Below are 22,352 nucleotides of genomic sequence, written 5' to 3'. Positions count from 1 at the left end.
AAAACCCCTTTCTCATTTGATTTCCATTTTAACTAATTTTCTACAATATCAAAAATAAATTGATTGCCATTTGTATAAAAATCATTTATGGTTAATTTATATATTAAGTAAAGTGTATTATGTAAGTGTTTTTAAATAAGGAGCGTCAAATAGTGAATAATAAAGTGTTAAGAATTATAATAATTGTAATGTTGATTGCAATTGTGGCAGCATTACTACTCACAAGTTTAGTGCCACTAATGCATTAATCTTCGCAATAAAAAAGAGTCCGGGACATAAAGTTCCAGGATAAGTAAATAAAGACAATTTCTATTGAAATAATATAGAAATTGTCTTTTTTATAATGTTTTTGATTACTTTCAGCTCGTTGAGCTGTTACTTTTCTTATATTAAGTGCCATTAGCACAAATCCTAGTTCTCTTTTGTCTTTATTTATCCCTCGAACGGACACTCGAGGGAAACCCAAAATAGCTTTCATAAATCCAAAAACAGGATCCACATCAATTTTTCTTTGAATGTAGTTGGTTTTGTTTTTGGTTCTGAATGCTTTTTATTAATTTGTGCTTTAAAATATTCCCAATTATAATTTCTCATTATTTTTTTATTTGCTTTTGAATTGAAGTTCATACATTGTTGTTTCAGCGGACATTCTGAACAATCATCACATTCATATAATTTAAAGGCTCGTTTAAAACCATTCTTATCATGGCGATAGACATATCTTTTGAATCCTATTCTTTTATTGTTCGGACAAATTAATGCATCGAATTCGGTCTTAGGGATTGTTTCAACAATATCATTTACATGTCTTGAAATACAATTTGTTGGGATAAGAACTGAAGTTTCCATTGGTAGAGTAAGTTGAGTAATGTTTATAGTCCCTATACATAAGGCACCTCGTTAATTTAGTTTAATGAAGTTTATTAAATTATACGAAAGTGCCTTATTTTTTTAAGTATTTGAATGTAAAATTACATATAGATAAAAAGTATTTTGGCGAGACTCTTGAGGGAACAGGACAAGCTGAAGACTACAGGCTGAAGCTGTCCCTTAAGAAAGCGAGCCAAGAATACGAAGTATTGTAAATAAAGAAGCCAGTAAATGAATTTATAAAAACTCATTTACTGGCTATTTTGCTAGGAATTATGTACCAGCCTTTTTTATTTAATCACTAATTATATTTCATTATGTAACCGTAGTGATCCAAATTGAGATTTAATGTTTAAATACTTTTCTAGTTCATTTAATATTTGCATCATACTTGAACGTGATTTTAAAGATTGATGAGATTTAGGAAGTGGTAATTCGTCTAGTGATAAACGGATTTCATACAGTGAATGTAATCGTAAAGCAGTATAATCATTACTATTTACGTTATTACCAATTTCTGACATTAAATGAGATACATCAGTCAGTAATGGGTCATCGACAGTGACTTGATTTAATAACGGTTTAATTCTACGCAATAATTCAAGTTGTTCTTGTCTCATATCAAAATAGTGATAATATGAATTTTCATTTCTAATAAAATGATTTTTAACATCTCTAAATGCGATAGATTTGGCCTTTCGAATGTCTAATTGGAGTTTTTCGAAAGATAAAGTAAGATCATTATTATAATTTGAGCAAGCTTCGCTATATGTCATAAAGATTTCTTTGAAGCCTTTTTCTATATCTTTCTTAAAAGAAACTAATGTTTTGTCTAAACTTGGCATAATTAAATTCATAATGAATGCGATTCCTAGTCCAATAGTTAATAAGAGTAATTCATTAATGATTAAATGTAAATTAATCGTGGTTGCATTGAAAACATGTAATAATATAACACAACTAGTTACAACACCCTCTTGAACTTTCAACATAACAGTTATCGGAATAAATAATAATACAATTAATCCCAAAACAAGCGCATTCTGGCCTAATAAGCTAAAAACCAATGAACCAAACAGTAGAATTAGTATACAAGATACAAATCTTGATACGATAGCTTGTACTGAGTGAACTTTAGTATGTTTAATACATAATACAATGAGGATAGCACTTGATGCATAATTATCAAGCCCCATCCATTTAGCTAAAATAACACCTAATGTGATACCTACTGCTGTTTTAAGCGTTCTTAATCCAATCTTATAAGGATTTAACTTTAACATTAGTAAATCCTCTTATCTTTCGTCGCAATATTTATCAAATAGGCCTTGTAACTGATTAATAACATCCATTACATCATGGCCTTCAATTTGATGACGTTCAATCATTTCAGTGATTTTACCATCTTTAATTAATGCAAATGATGGACTTGAAGGTGCATAACCCTCAAAATAGTCTCTAGCTTGTTGCGTAGCCTCTTTATCTTGTCCAGCAAATACTGTAACAAGTCTATCAGGTAGTTTATCATAGTGTAATGCATGTGATGCTGCTGGACGTGCAATTCCCCCCGCACATCCACAAACTGAATTAACCATTACTAATGAAGTACCATTTTGTTGTAATACTTTGTCAACTTCATCTGCAGTTGTTAATTGTTCATATCCCGCATTTTCAATTTCATTACGAGCTTGTTCAACCACGCCATTCATATATAAATCAAAATTTAAATCCATTTTAATCACCTTTCAATCTTTTATTTATTCAATGCTATTCTACTAAATATAAGTGTTAGAGTTCAAACAGCTTGTCCAGGGAATATGATATATCATTTTAAACTAGTAAATACTTGTATTTTCTATTGTGAATTGTTCAATACGTTCTTTAACTTGAGACATGAAGCGTCCTGTTTGAACACCATCAAGTATTCTATGATCAATCGAAATACACAAATTAACCATGCTTCTAATTGCAATCATATCATCAATAACGACTGGTTTTTTTACAATAGATTCTACTTGTAAAATCGCTGCTTGTGGATGATTTATAATTCCCATTGATGAAACGGATCCAAATGTACCGGTATTATTAACGGTAAAGGTTCCACCAGACATATCTTCTTGTGATAATTGTTTATTTCTTGCTTTAAGTGCTAGTTCATTTATCTCTCTAGCAATACCTTTGATTGATTTTTCATCAGCGTGTTTAATAACAGGAACATATAATTTATCTTCATCTGCTACAGCAATTGAAATATTAATATCTTTATGAAGAATAATTTCTTCTCCATCCCAGCTACTATTTAATAGTGGGTTTGATTTTAATGCTTCTGCAACAGCTTTTACAAAGAATGCAAAGAAAGTTAAATTATAACCTTCGTTCTCTTTGAACGAATTTTTATGATGATTTCTAGTTTTAACTAAGTTAGTTGCATCAACTTCAAGCATCATCCAACCATGAGGGATTTCAGTAACACTTGTCACCATGTTTTGAGCTATTGCTTTACGAACACCTTTGACTGGTATAGATTGACCAATTTGACTCTGATTAGAATCCACGTTGGATTTCGTATGTTCAAAACTAGATTGTAAATTGTTATTTATTTCAGGTTCCTGATGACTTGAATTAATATAATTTTCAATATCTTTTTTAGTCACACGTCCTTCGAAACCTGTGCCAGGAACTAATGATAAATCAATATCATTTTCAGATGCAATTTTAAAAACTACTGGTGAATATCGACCGTTATTAAGTAATGATGCTTGTGTATGTGCATTTGTTTTAACAGAATGATTTACTTCTTTATCAGAAGTATTTTTTGAAGCCGATGCTGACGTTTCGACTGTTAAAGTATCATTACCATTTATATTTAAATTTGTTGAATCCTTAACGGTTTCAATATCGATATTTTTAGTGTTGGTAGAATTATCTGTTTCAGAAGTTTCAATTTTACAAATAACGTGATCTATTTGAACTGTTTCACCTTCTGAAACTAAAATTTCAGTGATAGTACCAGATATAGTTGAAGGTACTTCAGCAGTTACTTTATCAGTAATTACCTCACATAAGGGTTCATATTCATCAACATAGTCACCCACTGAAATAAGCCATTGTTCAATAGTACCTTCATGAACACTTTCGCCTAGTTTTGGCATTTTTATATCCATAACTTTTCCTCCTTAAAATTGTGCAAGTTCTCGCATTTTTTCTAAGATTTTATCAGGATTCATCATAACTTCATTTTCAAGATTAGGAGAAAATGGCATTGAAGGAACATCTGGTCCAGCTAATCTCATTATAGGTGCATCAAGTTCAAATAAACAGTTTTCAGCTATGATTGCAGAGACTTCTGACATGACACTGCCCTCAAGATTATCTTCTGTTACTAATAAAATCTTGCCATTCATTTTAGCACGTTCAATAATTGTTTCTTTATCTAGAGGATAAACAGTTCTCAAATCAACTATTTCAACACTAATACCATCTGCTGCTAAAATATCAGCAGCTTGCATACAATAATTTACACACAAACCATATGTAAATACAGTTATGTCATTCCCTTCACGTTTTACATCAGCTTTTCCAAGAGGAACTGTATAATAATCTTCTGGCACTTCTTCTTTCAAGAAGCGATATGCTTTTTTATGTTCAAAGAATAATACTGGGTCGTTTGACTCAATAGAGGATAATAATAATCCTTTAGCATCATAAGGAGATGAAGGTATGACAATAGTTAGCCCCGGTGTAGACGCAAAGATGCTCTCGATACTTTGAGAATGATATAAACCACCATGTACCCCACCACCAAAGGGTGCTCTGATTGTGATAGGACATTGCCAGTCATTATTTGAACGATAACGCATTTTAGCTGCTTCACTAATAATTTGATTAACTGCTGGAAGTATAAAATCTGCGAATTGAATTTCTGCAATTGGTCGTTTACCAATCATTGCTGCTCCAATAGCAGTCCCTACAATATTAGATTCAGCCAAAGGTGTATCTATTACTCTTTCAACACCGTATTTGTCTTGAAGACTTCTAGTTGCACCAAAAACGCCACCTTTACGTCCTACATCTTCACCTAATATAAATACGTTATTATCATGTTCCATGGCTAGGTCTTGCGCTTGTTGTATTGCTTCAATATAACTCATTTTACTCATTGCCCATACCTCCTTCTGGGTCATAAACAAATTGATATGTTTCTTTTACAGATGGATATGGCGCTTTTTCTGCATCTTTAGTGGCTTTATTAATAATTTCTTTATGCTCTTGCTCTATATTGTCTAACCATTCTTGATTAATAATCTCTTTTTCTAATAAATAATCTTTAAATTTAAGGTTACAATCATAAGTTTTTAATGCTTCTCTTTCTTCTTTCGTACGATATGTATCATCATCATCTGAAGAATGTGGCGTCATACGATGTGTTACAGCTTCAATTAGAGTGGCACCCTCACCATTTAGTGCACGTTCTCTAGCATCTTTCATAGCTTTATACATTGCTATCGGATCATCCCCATCTACTGTCTCACCATATATGCCATATCCTAAGGCTCTATCAGAAAGTTTTTCTGCGGCGTATTGTAATGTATTAGGCACAGATATCGCATATTTATTATTGATGATGACACAAACAAATGGTAATTTATGAACGCCTGCAAAGTTTAAACCCTCATGAAAATCTCCTTGATTTGAACTTCCCTCACCGACAGTTGCCGTAGCAATATTTGGTTTTTTATCCATTTTTAAAGCTAATGCAGCTCCAACTGAATGTGGTATTTGTGTAGCAACTGGAGAACTTTGTGATAATATGCCCTTTTCACGATGACTAAAGTGGGAGGGCATTTGTTTTCCTCCAGAATTAATATCATCTTTTTTTCCAAATGAAGCTAGCATTGTATCATATGCAGAAATCCCCATAAAAGTAACAAATGCTAAATCTCTATAATATGGAGATGATATATCTCCTTCTTTCATAGCGTATGCCATTCCTATTTGTGTAGCCTCTTGTCCTTGTCCACTAACAACAAATGGAATTTTACCTGCGCGGTTTAATAACCATAATCGTTCATCTACTTTTCTACCTAAATCCATCCATTTATAGATTTCTTTAAGGTCTTCTTCTGAAAGTCCGACAGATTTATAATCAATCATCTTTTATGTTCCTCCTGTTAAATGTGTATTGCTCTATTTTCTACTTTCAATCCCAATTCCATAAGTACTTCTGATATAGAAGGATGTGCATGTGTTGTCAGACCTAACTCAATTGCTGAACCATTCATAAATTGCAATAAAGAGGCTTCGTTGATTAATTCAGTAACCTGAGGACCTATCATATTAATACCGATAATTTCATTAGTTTCATCATTAATTATCATTTCACAAAATCCTCTGTCATTAGTAGTTTCCTCTATTACTGCTTTACCAATTGCATTAAAGCTTACTTTAAATGATTTGGTTTTAATGTTTTTGGCTTCGGCTGATTCTTTATTGTAACCAATTGAAGCAACTTCTGGGTGTGTATATATGCATTTCGGCATCTTGTCATAATTTATAGGTAGGCCATTGCCATTAAACATGTGTTCAACAGCAAGTATTGCCTCTTTAGAAGATACATGTGCTAATTGAAGCTTACCTATGCAATCACCTGCAGCATAAATATGCTTATCTTCGGTTTGTAAAAAGTCATTAACAAGTATATTACCGTTATCATCAGTTTTAATTTCAGTATTATTTAATCCTATATCATCAGTATTAGGCTTGCGACCAATTGATACTAAAACTTTTTCTACTTCTATAGTTTTATCTTTATTTACTTGTATAGTTACAAAATTAGAGTTGACTGTAACTGCAGATTCATTTAAAGCGCAATTTTCATAGAACGTTACTCCTCTTGCTATAAGTGATGTTTTTAGAAAATTTGCAATTTGAGCACTCTCATTAGGCAAGATTCGTTCACCAGCCTCTATCACACTAACATTTACACCTAAGTCAATTAATAAAGAAGCAAATTCAAGACCTATCACTCCACCGCCAATGATTGCTATGCTTGTAGGTAAATCAGTGAATTGCAATATGTCATTACTAGATAGAACTGTATTGTGATTTAAAGGCAAGAATGGTAATTGAGTTGGTAGTGAACCTGTAGCTATCAATACATTCTGATTAGGTAATAATTCAGATTCTCCATTATCATATTCAACTGAAATGGTACCACTTTGAGGTGAGAAAATAGATGTCCCCATAATTCTACCTGTGCCATTAAATATATCTATGTGATTTTTCTGCATTAAACTTTCAATACCTTGATGCATTTGCTTAACAATTTTGTCTTTACGTTTCATCATAGATTTTAAGTCAAATGAATATTGACCAACATTCACTCCGAAATGAACTGAATCTTTAACTGTTCTTAAAATTTCAGCAGATTTTAATAAAGCTTTTGTAGGAATACATCCTTTGTGAAGACAAGTGCCACCCAACAAAGATTTCTCTACTATAGCTACTTTTTTACCCAATTGTGATGCTCGAATTGCCGCTACATATCCAGCGGTTCCTCCACCTAAGATGACTAGGTCATATTGCTTTTCATTCATAATTTTACTCCTAACTTGCTTTGCGATTGGATTTAATAACGTTAATGTGTAAGTGACTTTAAATTTTAAATGAATTTAGTAACTCAATGAGTAGGTTACATATAAAATTAAAATATTCATTTTATAATGTTAATATTTATTTTACAGCAAAAATAAATATAAATAAATTCAATGAATTACTTACTACTTTTTCTTTGATTTTGGCTAATCATTTCTTTTGCATTTTCTCTAGTTAATTCAGTAACACTAGCACCAGAAATCATTCGTGCGATTTCATCAATTTTATCATCATTTTCTAATTCTTTAACTTGAGTTGTTGTACGATCATCATTGGATGCTTTACTAATTAATAAATGATGATCACTCATAGATGCAACTTGTGGTAAGTGCGAAATACATATTACTTGAATATATTCAGCTATATCTCTCATTTTTTCAGCCATTTTTTGAGCAGCTTGTCCTGACACTCCTGAATCTACCTCATCAAATAAAATTGCAGTTTGTCCCCTTGATTGTACAAAAATACTTTTTAGGGCTAGCATAATACGAGACAACTCACCGCCAGATGCAATTTTATTTAAACTTTTGAGTGGTTCCCCTTTATTAGGACTGATTAAAAACTCTACAAATTCTATACCATCAATTGTTGGTTTATCTAATAATTGGAATGAGATTTCTAAATTAGCATCTTTCATTTGTAAATTTTGTATTTCAGAAACGATATGATCTCTTAATGTTCGAGCTACTGTGCGACGCTCTCTAGATAACACTTTGCCTTTTAACATCACTTCATCATATAATTGACTAATTTCCTCACGTAATTGTGATGTACTTTCTTCATAATTTTCGATTTTGGCTATTTCATTTTGAAGCTTATCTTTGTATGTAATTAATTCATAAATGTCTTTGCCATATTTCCTTTTAAGATTGTTTAATAAATTCATTCGTAATTCTAGCTCATTAAGCATTTGCTCATCAAATTCAGTGTTTGACATTTCATCATATAAATCGTGCTTAGCATCTTCAAGCGTGTAATAAAATTGATCAATATCCTCTTTTAATTTACTAAATTTATCAGGCAAAATATCATCTATAGATTGTAAATGATTACTTAATTCATATAGTCTATCTGTAATTGCATGCTCATCAGTCAAAGTGACATGCGCATTATTAAGCGCCATGCTTAGTTTTTCGGAATTTTGAATTCTACGTATATCGACTTCTAATTGCTCAATTTCTCCCTCTTTTAAAGAAGCTTCTTCTAATTCTTCATATTGAAATTTCATTAAATCCAAACGTTGAAGTAACGCTTGGTCGGCAGACTCTAATTCTTCTAATTCCTTTGTTTTACTTTTATATTGATTAAACACATTTTGATATTTTTCTTTAGTTGATAAATACTTGTCTTCTGCATAATCATCTAATAATTTTAAATGATACTTCTGTTTAAGAAGTGTCTGTGTTTCATGTTGACCATGAATATCTAATAGTTCTTGCATAACTTTTCGCAAATCTTGAAGCGTAACAATTTGATTATTCAATCTACAAATACTTTTACCAGTGCTAAATATTTCTCTTTTTACTAATAAGAAGTCCTCGTCGATTTCTATATCAAGATTATGAAGTATATGAATAACATCTTTATTTTCATCTATATCAAATATGCCTTCAATAATTGCTTTCTTTTCACCATGTCGAACATAATCTGATGATGCACGCATTCCAATTAACTGGCCAATCGCATCTATGATGATTGATTTACCTGAACCCGTTTCACCACTTAGAACTGTTAATCCATCTGAAAAATGAATTTCTAATTCATCAATAATTGCAAATTGTTTTATTGATAAGGTTTGTAACATGAATTCATCGCATCCTTATAATAAATTGAAAATTCTTGTTTTAATTGTATTACTTGCGTCTTCATCTTTACAAATTAAAAGGCAAGTATCATCACCACATATAGTACCGAGAACTTCATCCCAATCGATTTGGTCTAATATAGCGCCAATAGATTGAGCGTTACCAGGTAAGGTTTTTAAGACGAGTAGATTACCTGTACCTTCTATATTCACAAATGAGTCCATAAGATAACGACCCAATTTTTCTAATGGATGGTATTTTCGATCATTAGGCAAGCTATATACATATTGACCTGATGTTGCAGGAACTTTGATTAACTGTAATTCTTTAATATCACGTGATACGGTAGCTTGCGTAACATTAAGGTCGTATTCATTAAGACGTTTTACTAGTTCGTCTTGAGTTTCTATTTGTTCGCTTGAGATAATTTCTCTAATCTTTATGTGTCTCACAGATTTTTTTGCCATTATGAACACTCCTATTTTCGAATAATTATACAATGATTTTAACACATCATTTTTTTAACTACTACTATTGTTATTATGCATACTTAACTGATAACTCAATAATCGTAAATTATTTTATTTAAATACTAATAGGTACAATTAGTTAATTTGTATTGAAAAAATGTATAAACGAATAAATAAATATGTAAACTAAAATTAGGATATAAATGTAATGCCACAATTTAAAATAGTGTACTAAAACACCCTTCAAAGCCAGTTTTTAATCAGTAGCTTTGAAGGGTTAATATTAATGATAATTAATGATCACGTGTGTAGAAAAGCTCAACGATATCTAATAGAGGTTTAATATCATAGTGAGAAGAAAGTTGTTCTATTGATTCTATGGCAGCATCTTTATGGAAATTTAATTTATTTTCAGCACCATCTTTACCTAATAAAGAAACATACGTACTTTTGTGATTTTCGATGTCACTACCAACTTTTTTTCCTAATTTAGATTCATCACCATATACGTCGAGCAAATCATCTTTAATTTGGAACATCAAACCCATATGATTACTAAAATCTTCAAGAAATTGTGATGTAGACTTATCTACTTTAGCAATATCAGCTGCACTTAATACCGCGAACTGAAGTAATGCTCCTGTTTTAGCTTTATGTATCTGTTCAAGTGTATCCAAATCAACAGGTTTATCTTCACTTTGCATGTCTAATGTTTGGCCTCCGACCATGCCTAAGTGACCACTGTTATGCGCTAATCTGGAAAGTATTTTAACTTTGACGTCAGATTCTAATAATTCATCATCAGCAATGATTTCAAATGCCTTAGTTAGTAGTGCATCACCAGCTAGAATAGCTTTCCATTCACCATAGACTTTGTGATTGGTAAGTTTACCACGACGGTAATCATCATTATCCATCGCAGGAAGATCATCATGAATTAAAGAATACGTGTGAATCATTTCCAATGCCAATGCAGTTTTTTTACCTTTTTTATAATCTTGATTTAATACATCTAATGTTAAAAATACAAGAAGTGGTCTTATTCTTTTACCACCTGCATTGAGAGAATATTGCATACTTTCTTCTAGATTAGTATTTAGTAGTGAAGTTTCGATTACACTGTCAAGAGCAATATTAATTTGATCAATTAATTCATTCATTGACTTCTTTGCCATTTTCTTCATCCTCTGCTTCATCTTTAATAAGTTCATTTACTTTCTTTTCAGCATCTTTAAGTGTTGCATCACATGTTGCAGAAAGTTTTATACCACGTTGATATAACTCTAATGATTCTTCTAATGATACAGTCTCATTATCTAACTTTTGAACGATATTTTCTAATTCTTGCATCATTTCTTCAAAACTTTGTTGATCTTTACTCATGTTCACACCTAACCTTTTTAACGATGGCATCTACACTACCATCTTTCATTGCTAATGTAATTTCATCATCTTTACTTAAATCCTGTGTACTTGTAATGACTTTATCATCTTTATTAATAATAGAATAGCCTCTCAACATAGTATTAGTAGGACTTAAATTATTTAATAGTTCAACTTTATTTTTGAGCTCTAATTTATTATTATGAATGTTTTTAATTGTTAGATTTGATAAACGATTTTTTACATTCATTAGTTGCTTATTATTTTGTAATATAGTTTGATTTAATGTTTTTACATTAAAATTCTGATGAAGAACTTTTAATTGATATTTTTTTTTCTCAATTTTGGATAATAATAATTGAGTTAGTTGTCTTTCTAAATCATCTTTGCGTTGTATCTGTTGATCGTATAATAATGAGGGTTGTTTAAACTTATAATAAGATGTTAAATAATCTAGTTGTTTATGTTGTTTTTCAAGATATTGTTTAATATACCTTGATAATGAAAATTGGTATTGCTTAATTTGTTGTATCAATTCGTACTGATCTGGAGTCGCCATAACTGCAGCTTGTGTTGGTGTTGCTGCTCTGACATCTGCTACGAAATCACTGAGTGTAAAATCGGTTTCATGTCCAACAGCTGAAATAATGGGTGTTTGACACTCAAAAATCGCTCTAACAACATCTTCTTCATTAAAGTTCCATAAATCTTCTATAGATCCACCACCACGGCCTACTATAATAGTATCAACGCCAAGTGAATCAGCATACTTAATATTTTTTATAATATCCTCTTTGGCTTGTGTACCTTGTACTAAAGTACTTATTTGGATTTTATCGGCCAAAGGATATCTACTATTTATTGTAGATTGAATATCTCTAATTGCGGCACCAGTACTAGCAGTTAAGATTGCGATTTTCTTAGGGAATCGAGGAATAGGCTTTTTATGTTCATTATTAAAAAAGCCTTCTTTTTTTAATTTTTGTTTTAATTGTTCTAACTTTTGATACAAGTTCCCTATACCATCTAATTCCATTTTATTCACATAAATTTGATAATTTCCACGTCGCTCATATACTGAAACACGTGCTTCTAAAAGAACTTCATCACCTTCTTTTGGCTCAAAAGTAAGCTGATTCGCATTACCTTTAAACATCATTGCACTTATCACACTATCCTTATCTTTAACGTTGAAATAAAGGTGTCCACTTGAATGTTTTTTAAAGTTAGATAGTTCACCTTTTAGTAAGATAGATTGCAAATGTGGGTCCTGATCAAATTTATATTTAATATATTTCGTTAAAGTTGTAACGCTTAAGTATTCAGACATTGTCATCACTCAAATTATTTATTTTATGTTACTCAACACACCATTTATAAATTTATAATGCTCATCGTCGCTAAATTGTTTTGCTAATTCTACAGCTTCATTAATGATTACTTTTGGTGGTGTATCACTATGCAATAATTCAAATGTAGCCATTCGTAATATTATTCGGTCTGTTTTTAATAAACGTTGAAGTGACCAATCTTTAAGATGAGGCTTAATAGTATCATCTAGAACTGGCTCATGATCTTTAACACCTGTTACTAACCAGTGTATAAAATCAAAGTCTAATTCAGGCTCATCATCTTTTATGAAATTAATGGCTTCATTGATTGTTAATTCTGTGTCTTTCATTTCTAACTGAAACAAAGTTTGAAATGCTTGCATTCTTGATTCTTTACGACTCATAAATAACTCCTTGTTAAATGTAATCTATATATTATTCGACAGTAATATGCATGATGTGAACGTTAATTTCTTTTGGCTCAATAGCAGTCATCGTTTTAATTGAGTTAAAAATAGATGTTTGAATTTTACTTGCAAACTTTGAAATATTTATACCGTGCTTAATAGAGCAATATACATCAATTTGAATGCCATCTTCTTTAACATCAATTTTTAAATTTCTATTGAGGTTTTTACGACTTATTTTTTCAATGTTACTATTTTTCAATTCTGAAAAATGTCCAGTTACCCCTTCTACCTCTGAAACAGCTATACTTGCAACTACAGAAATAACTTCAGGTGCAATTTCAATTTTACCTAAGTTTGAATTTGAATAATCTGCTACTTTAACCATTTGGTTTAACCTCCTACTCCTCGTCATCCATAATATTATATTGTTCTAAGAAGTTAGTATTAAAAGATCCACTTCTAAATATATCATTATTCATAAGTTTTAAATGGAAAGGAATTGTTGTATCAATTCCTAAAATTAAATACTCACTTAATGCTCTAATACCAGTCATAATTGCTTCATCACGCGTTGGTTCATGAACAATGAGTTTAGCTACCATAGAATCATAATATGGAGGAATTGTATAATTTGTATAACAAGCTGATTCGATTCTAACACCATATCCGCCTGGAGCTAGGTATTGTGTGATTTTACCAGGAGATGGCATGAAGTTCTTATATGGATTTTCAGCATTTATACGATATTCTATTGCATGACCATTGATGGTAATATCTTCTTGAGTGTATGGCAGTGCTTCACCCATCGCAACTTTTAGTTGTAATTTTACTAAATCAATGCCAGTAACCATTTCAGTGACAGGATGTTCAACTTGAATACGTGTATTCATTTCCATAAAATAAAATTGATTATCATTTAAATCATATATAAATTCAATAGTACCTGCATTTTCATAATTAACTGCTTTTGCGGCTCTTATAGCTGCATTACCCATCTCTTCACGTTGTTCATCAGATAAAATAGGCGATGGAGATTCTTCGACTAACTTTTGCATGCGTCTTTGAATCGTACAATCTCTCTCTCCGAGATGAATGACATTTCCATGTTGATCTCCAATAATTTGAATTTCAATGTGACGGAAGTTCTCAATAAATTTTTCAAGGTAAAGACCGCCATTACCAAAAGCAGTTTCTGCTTCTTGTTGAGTCATACGATAGCCATTCTCAAGCTCTTCCTCTGTTCTAGCCACTCGTATACCTTTTCCACCACCACCTGCAGTAGCTTTAATAATTACTGGATATCCAATTTCTTTAGCAATTTGTTTTGCATCCGAAATGGTTGTAACTAACCCATCACTACCTGGAACAACTGGGACATTAGCTGCAATCATTTCTGCTTTTGCAACGTCTTTGATGCCCATTTTTTGGATAGACTCATAGCTAGGACCGATAAATTTCAATTGGCATGCTTCACACAACTCTGCAAAGTCACCATTCTCAGCTAAAAAGCCATATCCTGGGTGAATACCATCACAACCGGTTGAAGTCGCAATTGATAATATATTTGGAATGTTCAAATAAGAATCTTTAGACTGAGTTGGACCAACGCAATATGCTTCATCAGCAATTTGAGTATGTAACGCGTCTTTGTCACCCTCAGAATAAATGGCAACAGTTTGTATGCCTAAATCATGACAAGCTCTAATGATTCTAACCGCAATTTCTCCACGATTAGCGATTAAGATTTTTCTCATTATTTCACCTTAAATAACGGTTGGCCATACTCTACCATTTGTCCGTCTTCTACTAATATTTCAACTATTTCTCCAGAAACTTCAGCTTGTATTTCGTTAAATAATTTCATTGCTTCTAAGATGCACACTGTAGATTCATTGGTAACTTTATCTCCGACTTGAACATATGCATCTTCTTCTGGCGATGGCGATTTATAAAATGTACCCACCATAGGGGCATTGATTGTTTGGTATGATGAATCATCTGTATCGATTTGATCATTATTTTGTGGAATAAGTGATTCTGTTGCACTTTGATTTGGTGTTGCCATCGTTGATGCTGCTGGTGCTAATGGTGCTTGTTGTGTATACTGCGGTGTAATTATTTCTGTCTCTTTCTGTTTTTTTAGGTTGACTACACTACCTTTGTTATCTTCAATATTTATTTCAGTTAAACTTGATTGATCAAGAATTTCGATTAATTCTTTTATTTCTTTAAAATTCATAAGTTACTGACTCCTTGAATTAGTTTTCATCTACCAATCTATTTTACTTGACTGTACTTGCCAATTCAAGCATGTGTCATTTTAGGGAATTACATCTTAATATTTAATGCTTACTATTATTGATAAATAGACTTTTGTAATTTATATAAAATAATGATTTAGATATTAAAAAAAGTCTTTCCAATTAGTAATTAGAAAGACTTTAGCTACTATTAACTAAGCTCTTGAGATATAGCTTCCGTCGCTAGTGTTAATAACTAATACATCACCTTCATTAACGAATAAAGGTACATTTAGAGTATAACCTGTTTCAACTGTAGCTGATTTAGTTGCTCCAGTGGCAGTATCACCTTTGATACCTGGCTCAGTTTCAGTAACTTCTAATTCAACAGTTTTAGGTAGTTCAACTCCGATTGTTTCACCTTCATATGATTGGATTTGAACTTCCATGTTAGCTTTTAAATATTTTAATTCATCTTTTAAATAATCAGCTGATAATTCAGTTTGATCAAACGTCTCATTGTCCATGAATACATGATTATCTCCATCAGCATATAAATATTGCATACGACGATTTTCAATCATCGCTTGTTCAACTTTTTCCCCAGCTCTAAATGTCTTTTCTTGAATTGCACCTGTTCTTAAATTACGTAATTTAGAACGTACAAATGCAGAACCTTTACCTGGTTTTACATGTTGGAAATCGATAACTTTCCAAATGCCATTATCTACTGAAATTGTTAAACCTGTTTTAAAATCATTAACCGAAATCATTCAGTTTCCTCCTCAAATATGCGCTTTCTATAAAATAATAAGGTCTTTTGTACATTTAGTAAAGACTTCACAACCATTTTCAGTTATTAAAATGTCATCTTCTATGCGTACACCACCAAGACCATCAACATAAATACCTGGTTCAATAGTAACACAATTATTTACTTGTATTATACCGATTGCATTTTTAGATAATAATGGTCCCTCATGTATGTCTAAACCAATACCATGTCCAAGAGAGTGGCCAAATGCATCTCCATAACCGTGAGATTCAATATAGTCTCTTGATAACGCGTCAGCCTCAGCTACAGTCATTCCAGCTTTGATTTCGTTTATTGCTTTAATTTGGGAATTGAGAACGATGTTATAAATATCTCTCATCTTGGGGTCAGGTTCCCCAATAGCAAATGTTCTTGTTATATCAGAGCAATATCCTCTGTAGTATGCCCCAAAATCAAGCGTAATCATATCGCCTTGCTCTATGACTTTGTCGCTTGCTACACCATGAGGTAAAGCGCCTCTATAGCCAGATGCTACAATCGTGTCAAATGAAGGGCCATCTGCTCCTAATTCTAACATTTTAGCTTCTAATTTAGCTTTTAATTCTCTTTCAGTCATTCCAACCTTTGCAATATCTAATACATAGTTATATGTATCATCAACTATTTTAGCAGCGTATTTGATCTTTTCTATCTCTTCGGGTGTCTTTATTTCCCTGATTTTTTCAATCTCATTGCCAATAGAGATTAATTTAGCTTTCGATTGATCTAATGATTGGTATGTATCGTAACTCACTAAGTGTCCTTCAAAACCAACATGATCAAATTGTTCATTATTAATAATTTCTACAATTGCTTCAATTAAACCACCACTGCGATTGATGATGTTAAATTCAGTTGCTTGATTAGTTGCTTGTTCAATATATCGAAAATCAGTAATTAATTGATAGTTATTTTTTGAAATTATTAATGCACCACTTGTACCAGTGAAACCTGATAAATATCTACGATTATAATCTGATAAAATAACTAAAGCATCTAATTGTTGAACATCTAGTAAGTCTTTAACTTTTGCTAATTTATTCATACAAATCACTCCTAGTATAACGTTTGTACATTTGCTCTATTTACATTAAAATAATAGCATAATTATTTTAGAAATAAAGAGATTTTGGTTTAGGGAGATTTTAATGAAAAAATTAATCGTTATAATTGGAGCTTCATGTTTATTGGTTGGTTGTGGCTCTCAAAATTTAGGACCATTGGAAGATAAGACAACCAAATTAAGAGATCAAAACCATAACTTGAAGTTAGATATTCAACAGCTAAATCAAGATATAAGTAATCAAAAAGCACAGGTTGAGGCTCTTAATAAAGATAAAAAAAATGTTTCCAAAACAGTTGATAATAATAAAGAAGCTAAATTTTTAGATGCTTCGTCTAAATATTATCAAGATATTACTAAAGTTATTAGTAATTATAATCAGTTGGATTTGTCAAAAAATAAGAAAGAAGACAAAAAGCAAAATCTTGAAAAATTAAATACTATTGCTAATGGTATTGATGATGCTTATGGTAAATATAAGGGTTCCGTAACTAAAAAAGACTTATCTAGTGCAAATAAAAATGAAGATAAAAATATTAGACAAATTAACAAAGAGTTACAATCAGCATTTAAAGATATTAAGAGCGGATATGAAAATAATAATACGAATAAATTGAATAAAGGTAAGACTAAACTATCTCAAGTGAACATGTCTAACAATTCATAATAGGAGTTTTTGATTTGAAAAATATATTGTTTTATTTAGTAATTTTAATCGCTGCAATTGGCTTGATTTTGAATTTAAATGTATTCATGATGTCTTTTGCTAAAACGATTTTCACCTTTTTAATCATTGCGTTAATTATTTATTTAATATACTATTTCTTTTTCTTAACTGAAGATCAACGTAAATACAGGAGAGCAGCAAGAAAATATAAAAAGAGAAATAGAAAATAAAAATAATCATAGGATGACCAATTATTAGCCATCCTATGATTTTTTATTTTTTATATAACCATTCATCAGAACGATATTTTTCTTCTAATTCTTTTACTTCTTTTATTTGGTCATCTGTTAAAGTAAGTGGTTTAAATTCTATGTTTAACCCCTTTTTAAATCCTTCTTCAAATGCTTTTTCCATCTCTTCAATTGATATATGTCTATCAGCAATATCATTAATCGCTACAGCTTTATCAACAAAGGCTTTTTTCATCTTATCTTTTAGACGATCATTTTTGAAAATGAACATATCGAAAAGCTCATCAACGTTAACATCTTGTAATAAGGAACCATGTTGTAGTATAACGCCTTTTTGTCTAGTTTGAGCGCTTCCTGCAATTTTTCTGCCTTCAACAACTAATTCATACCAACTAGGTGCATCAAAACAAACAGCACTTCGAGGTTGTTTTAATTTTTCTCGTTCTTCTTTGGAACGTGGAATCGCAAAATATGCTTCAAAACCTAACAATTTAAATCCTTCAAGTAATCCTTCAGAAATGACACGATATGCTTCAGTTACGGTAGAAGGCATATTAGGATGTTCTTCCGAAACAATAACACTATATGTTAATTCTTTATCATGAAGAACCCCTCTACCACCAGTTTGTCTTCTTACTAATCCAAATCCTTTTTCATTAACTTTATCAATGTCAATTTCTTTCTTTAATCTTTGAAAATACCCTACAGATAACGTTGCAGGATTCCAAGTGTAAAATCTGACAACAGGGTCAATTTCCCCTCTTGATACGAAGTTTAAGAGTGCTTCATCCATTGCCATATTATAATATGGATCATGGCTTCCTGTATTTATAAAATTCCATGTCTCTGTCATAAAATAATCTCCAATCATAACATATAATTATCTATAGAAAAATATTAAATTTTACATATAAATCTTTGATAAAAATAGCCAATAAAAAATTTTGATAAATTTAGCTAACAGCCTTATAATTATAATATCGGTTAATTAGGGAGGATGCAATATGAATGTATCTTTGATTATAGCTTTAGCTATTATAGTCATAATTATTTTATATATGCTTGGAAATTGGTTTATGAATAAACGAGCAGTCACTGAACTTGAGCAGAATGAATTTCACAAAGGTTTAAGAAAAGCTCAAGTGATTGATGTTCGTGAGAAAGTAGACTATGATTACGGACATATTAACGGCGCTCGTAACATTCCAATATCAATGTTTAGTCAAAGATATCAAGGTTTACGTAAAGATCAACCTATTTATCTTTGTGATGCAAACGGTGTTGCAGGGTATCGTGCAGCACGTATCCTTAAAAAAAATGGCTATAAAGATATTTATATGTTAAAAGGTGGATACAAAAAATGGACAGGCAAGATTAAAACTAAAAAATAATCTCTTGTTTGCTTACTAACTCTTAAAGATGTTCTTTAAGAGTTTTTTTATTATTTATGTGAAAATCATTTAGAAACGTTATCTAAATATAGAATAAACATAAAATATTTCACATAAAATTAAAATAAGGAAGACCCTATAATCAATTAAATTGGTTACAGGGTCAAAGTTTTAAATATTATTCTTTTTCTTCATGTAGATTATCAAATTTTAAAACAGGCTTACGCGCAGCTGTAGTTTCATCTAATCTATCAATTATTGTACTATGTGGTGCTTCTAATACTTTATCTGGATCATTTTTAGCTTCTTCAGCAATTTGAATCATAGCATCGATAAAGTAATCTAACGTTTCTTTAGATTCTGTTTCAGTTGGTTCAATCATCATACCTTCCTCAACGTTAAGTGGGAAGTAGATTGTTGGTGGATGAACACCAAAGTCTAATAAACGTTTTGCCATGTCTAATGTACGGACACCATGTTCTTTTTGTTTAGAACCACTTAATACGAATTCATGTTTACAATATTGTTCATATGGTATTTCATAGTGGTCTTTTAAGCTAGCTTTAATATAGTTAGCATTAAGAACTGCTGCTTCAGAAACCTCTCTTAAACCTTCAGCACCCATAGTTCTGATATATGTGTATGCTCTTAAGTAAATACCAAAGTTACCGTAGAATGGTTTTACACGTCCAATTGAGTTTTTAATATCATTATCGTATTTAAAAGTATCTCCATCTTTGATTACCATTGGTTTTGGTAAATAACTAGCTAATTCTTTTTTTACACCAACTGGACCTGAACCTGGACCACCGCCACCGTGAGGACCAGTGAAAGTTTTGTGTAAGTTTAAATGTACCGCATCAAATCCCATATCTCCAGGACGTACTTTATCCATAATGGCATTTAAGTTTGCACCGTCATAGTATAATAATCCGCCTGCTTCATGTACAATTTCACGGATTTCCATGATGTTTTTCTCGAAAATACCTAAAGTGTTAGGATTAGTTAACATAATTGCAGCAGTATTTTCATTAACAACGCGTTTTAAGTCTTCGATATCAACTTCACCACGTTCATTTGATTTAACTGTAACAGCTTTAAAACCAGCAAACGACGCAGATGCAGGGTTTGTACCATGAGCTGAGTCAGGAACAATAACTTCATCACGATGACCTTCACCATTATCTAAATGATACGCTTTGAAAATCATTAAAGCAGTCCACTCACCATGAGCACCTGCAGCTGGTTGTAATGTAACTTCATCCATACCAGTAATTTCTTTAAGTTCTTCTTGCAAACTATACACAATTTCTAAAGAACCTTGAACTTGCTCTTCTTCTTGTAAAGGATGTGACTCTGCAAATCCAGGTATGCGAGCAATTTTTTCATTGATTTTAGGATTATATTTCATAGTACATGATCCAAGTGGATAAAAACCTGAATCTACACCAAAGTTTTTATTTGATAATTCAGTATAATGACGAACTAAATCTAATTCTGCAACTTCAGGAAACTCTGCTTTATTTTTACGAATAAATTTATCATCAAGAATACTTTCAACTGAATCTGTTTTTATATCGCTTTGAGGTAATGAGTATGCATATCTACCTTCTCTAGATCTTTCAAAAATTAATGGACTTGATTTACTTACTACCATTTAGCTCACCAGCTTTCTTAACAAATGTATCAATTTCATCTTTAGTTCTTAATTCAGTAACAGCAATTAACATATGATTTTCAAAATCTGCTGAGGCTTCACCTAAATCAAAGCCTCCAATGAAACCATGTTCTGCTAATTTTTTATTTACATCTTTGATTGGTTGATCGAATTTGACAACAAATTCATTGAATGAAGTACCATCAAGCACTTCAAAACCATTGTCTTTAAATTGATTTTTAGCATAATTTGCGTGTTCTAAGTTTTGAACTGCAATGTCGTAAATACCTTGTTTACCAAGAGCTGACATAGCAATTGATGATGCAAGTGCGTTTAATGCTTGGTTTGAACAGATATTAGAAGTGGCTTTATCACGACGAATATGTTGTTCACGGGCTTGTAAAGTTAGAACGAATCCACGGTTACCTTCATCATCTTGTGTTTGTCCTACTAATCTACCAGGCACTTTACGCATTAATTTTTTTGTAGTTGCGAAATAACCACAGTGTGGTCCACCAAATTGTGTTGGTATACCAAATGGTTGTGTGTCTCCTACTACAATATCAGCACCAAATGAACCTGGAGGTGTCAATAGGCCTAAAGCTAATGGATTAGCATAAACGATAAATAATGCTTTTTTGCCTTCAATAAATGATTGAATTTTTTCTAAGTCTTCCACTGAACCATAGAAGTTTGGATATTGAACTGCTACTGCAGCAGTTTCATCGTCTACAGCCTGTTCTAATTTTTCTAAGTCAGTAATTGTTCCATCTAAATCAACTTCAACAATTTCAAATTCTTCTCTAACTTTAACGTAAGTTTTTAACACTTGAAGTGCTTGATAATGAAGACCTTTAGATACTACAATTTTATTTTTCTTAGTATGATTAAATGCTAAGATACAAGCTTCAGCAAAACTAGTGATACCATCATACATAGATGAGTTAGCTACATCCATATCTGTTAATTCACAAATTAATGTTTGGAATTCAAAAATCGCTTGTAATTCACCTTGTGAAATTTCTGGTTGATATGGTGTATATGCTGTATAGAATTCAGAACGTGAAATCATTGCATCTACAACAGCTGGAGCATAATGGTCATAAACGCCAGCACCTAGGAAAGACGCATGAGTTTCTTTAGTTACGTTTTTATTTGCAACTGTATTAAGTCTTCTTAATAAAGAAGTTTCAGCTTCACCACTAGAAATATTTAAATCTCTATTTAGTAAAATATCTTTCGGCACATCTCCGAACAATTCATTAATTGAACTTGCTCCAATTTTATCAAGCATTTCTTTTTTATCTTTTTCAGTTAATGGTATATAACGATGACTCACAATACAC

24 protein-coding genes and 1 pseudogene are annotated in these 22,352 nt (G+C 31.5%); 4 read left to right on the top strand and 21 right to left on the bottom strand.

Translation table 11 applies throughout. From position 1 onward, the window contains the following. The first annotated feature begins 152 nt into the window (after positions 1 to 152). Positions 153 to 248 (top strand): stressosome-associated protein Prli42, encoded by a 96-nt coding sequence (gene prli42 / locus HMPREF2737_RS11590; protein WP_011275700.1) that lies wholly within the window; start codon positions 153 to 155, stop codon positions 246 to 248. On the opposite strand, the pseudogene HMPREF2737_RS11255 reads toward prli42, so the two are convergent. The 18 genes and pseudogenes from HMPREF2737_RS11255 to HMPREF2737_RS05215 all read right to left on the bottom strand — a co-directional run. Next, positions 245 to 765: pseudogene (locus tag HMPREF2737_RS11255) on the bottom strand (transposase); the annotation flags it as partial. The gene prli42 and the pseudogene HMPREF2737_RS11255 overlap by 4 nt on opposite strands. 410 nt (positions 766 to 1,175) lie before the next feature. Then, positions 1,176 to 2,153 (bottom strand): aromatic acid exporter family protein, encoded by a 978-nt coding sequence (locus HMPREF2737_RS05295; RefSeq protein ID WP_037550558.1) that lies wholly within the window; start codon positions 2,151 to 2,153, stop codon positions 1,176 to 1,178. Between the two features lie 12 nt (positions 2,154 to 2,165). Next, positions 2,166 to 2,603 (bottom strand): bacilliredoxin BrxB, encoded by a 438-nt coding sequence (gene brxB, locus HMPREF2737_RS05290; protein ID WP_011275697.1) that lies wholly within the window; start codon positions 2,601 to 2,603, stop codon positions 2,166 to 2,168. A gap of 102 nt (positions 2,604 to 2,705) precedes the next feature. Then, positions 2,706 to 4,034, bottom strand: coding sequence for a dihydrolipoamide acetyltransferase family protein (locus tag HMPREF2737_RS05285; protein WP_037550560.1), 1,329 nt, complete (start codon positions 4,032 to 4,034; stop codon positions 2,706 to 2,708). A gap of 12 nt (positions 4,035 to 4,046) precedes the next feature. After that, positions 4,047 to 5,030 (bottom strand): alpha-ketoacid dehydrogenase subunit beta, encoded by a 984-nt coding sequence (locus HMPREF2737_RS05280; RefSeq protein WP_037550563.1) that lies wholly within the window; start codon positions 5,028 to 5,030, stop codon positions 4,047 to 4,049. After that, complete coding sequence (locus HMPREF2737_RS05275) at positions 5,023 to 6,024, bottom strand: thiamine pyrophosphate-dependent dehydrogenase E1 component subunit alpha (RefSeq protein WP_037550566.1); 1,002 nt, start codon at positions 6,022 to 6,024, stop codon at positions 5,023 to 5,025. The genes HMPREF2737_RS05280 and HMPREF2737_RS05275 overlap by 8 nt, the downstream gene beginning before the upstream one ends. A gap of 17 nt (positions 6,025 to 6,041) precedes the next feature. After that, the gene (gene lpdA, locus HMPREF2737_RS05270) at positions 6,042 to 7,466 is read right to left on the bottom strand and encodes a dihydrolipoyl dehydrogenase (RefSeq protein ID WP_037550569.1); all 1,425 of its coding nucleotides are present in this window, start codon (positions 7,464 to 7,466) and stop codon (positions 6,042 to 6,044) included. A gap of 176 nt (positions 7,467 to 7,642) precedes the next feature. Further along, on the bottom strand, positions 7,643 to 9,328 hold the full coding sequence (gene recN / locus HMPREF2737_RS05265; RefSeq protein ID WP_037550572.1) for a DNA repair protein RecN: 1,686 nt from the start codon (positions 9,326 to 9,328) through the stop codon (positions 7,643 to 7,645). A gap of 15 nt (positions 9,329 to 9,343) precedes the next feature. Continuing rightward, positions 9,344 to 9,796: a transcriptional regulator AhrC/ArgR gene (gene ahrC, locus HMPREF2737_RS05260; protein ID WP_037550574.1), complete on the bottom strand. Its 453-nt coding sequence runs from the start codon at positions 9,794 to 9,796 to the stop codon at positions 9,344 to 9,346. Positions 9,797 to 10,092: 296 nt separating this feature from the next. Next, entirely contained in the window at positions 10,093 to 10,974 is an 882-nt protein-coding gene (locus tag HMPREF2737_RS05255) for a polyprenyl synthetase family protein (protein WP_037550577.1), read from the bottom strand. After that, a complete protein-coding gene (locus HMPREF2737_RS05250; RefSeq protein WP_037550580.1) occupies positions 10,952 to 11,182 on the bottom strand; it encodes an exodeoxyribonuclease VII small subunit in 231 nt (76 codons plus the stop codon). Before HMPREF2737_RS05250 ends, HMPREF2737_RS05255 begins: the two co-directional genes overlap by 23 nt. Continuing rightward, positions 11,175 to 12,512, bottom strand: coding sequence for an exodeoxyribonuclease VII large subunit (xseA, locus tag HMPREF2737_RS05245; protein ID WP_037550583.1), 1,338 nt, complete (start codon positions 12,510 to 12,512; stop codon positions 11,175 to 11,177). Before xseA ends, HMPREF2737_RS05250 begins: the two co-directional genes overlap by 8 nt. An 18-nt stretch (positions 12,513 to 12,530) precedes the next feature. Continuing rightward, positions 12,531 to 12,917 (bottom strand): transcription antitermination factor NusB, encoded by a 387-nt coding sequence (nusB, locus tag HMPREF2737_RS05240; protein WP_011275687.1) that lies wholly within the window; start codon positions 12,915 to 12,917, stop codon positions 12,531 to 12,533. A 31-nt stretch (positions 12,918 to 12,948) separates the two neighbouring features. Continuing rightward, the gene (locus HMPREF2737_RS05235; protein WP_011275686.1) at positions 12,949 to 13,308 is read right to left on the bottom strand and encodes an Asp23/Gls24 family envelope stress response protein; all 360 of its coding nucleotides are present in this window, start codon (positions 13,306 to 13,308) and stop codon (positions 12,949 to 12,951) included. Between the two features lie 13 nt (positions 13,309 to 13,321). Further along, positions 13,322 to 14,677, bottom strand: coding sequence for an acetyl-CoA carboxylase biotin carboxylase subunit (accC, locus tag HMPREF2737_RS05230; protein WP_037550587.1), 1,356 nt, complete (start codon positions 14,675 to 14,677; stop codon positions 13,322 to 13,324). Then, on the bottom strand, positions 14,677 to 15,162 hold the full coding sequence (gene accB, locus HMPREF2737_RS05225) for an acetyl-CoA carboxylase biotin carboxyl carrier protein (protein ID WP_037550590.1): 486 nt from the start codon (positions 15,160 to 15,162) through the stop codon (positions 14,677 to 14,679). The genes accC and accB overlap by 1 nt, the downstream gene beginning before the upstream one ends. A gap of 216 nt (positions 15,163 to 15,378) precedes the next feature. Further along, positions 15,379 to 15,936, bottom strand: a complete 558-nt coding sequence (gene efp, locus HMPREF2737_RS05220; RefSeq protein WP_011275683.1) for an elongation factor P — start codon at positions 15,934 to 15,936, stop codon at positions 15,379 to 15,381. Between the two features lie 27 nt (positions 15,937 to 15,963). After that, positions 15,964 to 17,022 carry a M24 family metallopeptidase gene (locus HMPREF2737_RS05215; RefSeq protein ID WP_037550593.1) on the bottom strand — a complete coding sequence of 353 codons (1,059 nt, stop codon included), beginning with the start codon at positions 17,020 to 17,022 and terminating at the stop codon, positions 15,964 to 15,966. 103 nt (positions 17,023 to 17,125) lie between these two features. Between HMPREF2737_RS05215 and HMPREF2737_RS05210 the strand changes: the two genes are divergently transcribed. Both HMPREF2737_RS05210 and HMPREF2737_RS05205 read left to right on the top strand, forming a co-directional pair. Next, positions 17,126 to 17,707, top strand: coding sequence for a putative periplasmic lipoprotein (locus tag HMPREF2737_RS05210; RefSeq protein ID WP_037550597.1), 582 nt, complete (start codon positions 17,126 to 17,128; stop codon positions 17,705 to 17,707). Between the two features lie 14 nt (positions 17,708 to 17,721). Further along, positions 17,722 to 17,937 carry an SA1362 family protein gene (locus HMPREF2737_RS05205; protein ID WP_011275680.1) on the top strand — a complete coding sequence of 72 codons (216 nt, stop codon included), beginning with the start codon at positions 17,722 to 17,724 and terminating at the stop codon, positions 17,935 to 17,937. A 43-nt stretch (positions 17,938 to 17,980) separates the two neighbouring features. Here HMPREF2737_RS05205 and HMPREF2737_RS05200 read toward each other — a convergent pair whose 3' ends face one another. After that, the gene (locus HMPREF2737_RS05200; protein ID WP_037550600.1) at positions 17,981 to 18,811 is read right to left on the bottom strand and encodes a lipoate--protein ligase family protein; all 831 of its coding nucleotides are present in this window, start codon (positions 18,809 to 18,811) and stop codon (positions 17,981 to 17,983) included. A gap of 151 nt (positions 18,812 to 18,962) precedes the next feature. Between HMPREF2737_RS05200 and HMPREF2737_RS05195 the strand changes: the two genes are divergently transcribed. Then, positions 18,963 to 19,349, top strand: coding sequence for a rhodanese-like domain-containing protein (locus tag HMPREF2737_RS05195; RefSeq protein WP_011275678.1), 387 nt, complete (start codon positions 18,963 to 18,965; stop codon positions 19,347 to 19,349). Between the two features lie 178 nt (positions 19,350 to 19,527). On the opposite strand, the gene gcvPB is transcribed toward HMPREF2737_RS05195, so the two are convergent. Further along, positions 19,528 to 21,006, bottom strand: a complete 1,479-nt coding sequence (gene gcvPB / locus HMPREF2737_RS05190) for an aminomethyl-transferring glycine dehydrogenase subunit GcvPB (RefSeq protein WP_037550603.1) — start codon at positions 21,004 to 21,006, stop codon at positions 19,528 to 19,530. Next, the gene (gene gcvPA, locus HMPREF2737_RS05185; RefSeq protein ID WP_037550606.1) at positions 20,993 to 22,345 is read right to left on the bottom strand and encodes an aminomethyl-transferring glycine dehydrogenase subunit GcvPA; all 1,353 of its coding nucleotides are present in this window, start codon (positions 22,343 to 22,345) and stop codon (positions 20,993 to 20,995) included. The genes gcvPB and gcvPA overlap by 14 nt, the downstream gene beginning before the upstream one ends. Positions 22,346 to 22,352 lie beyond the last annotated feature (7 nt).

It is taken from the genome of Staphylococcus sp. HMSC069D12 (assembly GCF_001810405.1).
Classification (GTDB): Bacteria; Bacillota; Bacilli; order Staphylococcales; family Staphylococcaceae; genus Staphylococcus; species Staphylococcus haemolyticus.
The sequence above is the reverse complement of the archived record's forward strand: the minus strand, read 5'-3'. Positions and strand labels throughout refer to the sequence as shown.

Bases quoted from the DNA above. Each gene is read 5' to 3' on its own strand.
- HMPREF2737_RS05275 (WP_037550566.1), bottom strand. From the start codon at position 6,024: ATGATTGATTATAAATCTGTCGGACTTTCAGAAGAAGACCTTAAAGAA.
- HMPREF2737_RS05250 (WP_037550580.1), bottom strand. From the start codon at position 11,182: ATGAGTAAAGATCAACAAAGTTTTGAAGAAATGATGCAAGAATTAGAA.
- nusB (WP_011275687.1), bottom strand. From the start codon at position 12,917: ATGAGTCGTAAAGAATCAAGAATGCAAGCATTTCAAACTTTGTTTCAG.
- HMPREF2737_RS05285 (WP_037550560.1), bottom strand. From the start codon at position 4,034: ATGGATATAAAAATGCCAAAACTAGGCGAAAGTGTTCATGAAGGTACT.
- HMPREF2737_RS05200 (WP_037550600.1), bottom strand. From the start codon at position 18,811: ATGACAGAGACATGGAATTTTATAAATACAGGAAGCCATGATCCATAT.
- recN (WP_037550572.1), bottom strand. From the start codon at position 9,328: ATGTTACAAACCTTATCAATAAAACAATTTGCAATTATTGATGAATTA.
- efp (WP_011275683.1), bottom strand. From the start codon at position 15,936: ATGATTTCGGTTAATGATTTTAAAACAGGTTTAACAATTTCAGTAGAT.
- xseA (WP_037550583.1), bottom strand. From the start codon at position 12,512: ATGTCTGAATACTTAAGCGTTACAACTTTAACGAAATATATTAAATAT.
- accC (WP_037550587.1), bottom strand. From the start codon at position 14,677: ATGAGAAAAATCTTAATCGCTAATCGTGGAGAAATTGCGGTTAGAATC.
- HMPREF2737_RS05210 (WP_037550597.1), top strand. From the start codon at position 17,126: ATGAAAAAATTAATCGTTATAATTGGAGCTTCATGTTTATTGGTTGGT.
- HMPREF2737_RS05295 (WP_037550558.1), bottom strand. From the start codon at position 2,153: ATGTTAAAGTTAAATCCTTATAAGATTGGATTAAGAACGCTTAAAACA.
- HMPREF2737_RS05280 (WP_037550563.1), bottom strand. From the start codon at position 5,030: ATGAGTAAAATGAGTTATATTGAAGCAATACAACAAGCGCAAGACCTA.
- HMPREF2737_RS05235 (WP_011275686.1), bottom strand. From the start codon at position 13,308: ATGGTTAAAGTAGCAGATTATTCAAATTCAAACTTAGGTAAAATTGAA.
- HMPREF2737_RS05195 (WP_011275678.1), top strand. From the start codon at position 18,963: ATGAATGTATCTTTGATTATAGCTTTAGCTATTATAGTCATAATTATT.
- HMPREF2737_RS05215 (WP_037550593.1), bottom strand. From the start codon at position 17,022: ATGAATAAATTAGCAAAAGTTAAAGACTTACTAGATGTTCAACAATTA.
- gcvPB (WP_037550603.1), bottom strand. From the start codon at position 21,006: ATGGTAGTAAGTAAATCAAGTCCATTAATTTTTGAAAGATCTAGAGAA.
- ahrC (WP_037550574.1), bottom strand. From the start codon at position 9,796: ATGGCAAAAAAATCTGTGAGACACATAAAGATTAGAGAAATTATCTCA.
- lpdA (WP_037550569.1), bottom strand. From the start codon at position 7,466: ATGAATGAAAAGCAATATGACCTAGTCATCTTAGGTGGAGGAACCGCT.
- accB (WP_037550590.1), bottom strand. From the start codon at position 15,162: ATGAATTTTAAAGAAATAAAAGAATTAATCGAAATTCTTGATCAATCA.
- brxB (WP_011275697.1), bottom strand. From the start codon at position 2,603: ATGGATTTAAATTTTGATTTATATATGAATGGCGTGGTTGAACAAGCT.
- HMPREF2737_RS05255 (WP_037550577.1), bottom strand. From the start codon at position 10,974: ATGGCAAAGAAGTCAATGAATGAATTAATTGATCAAATTAATATTGCT.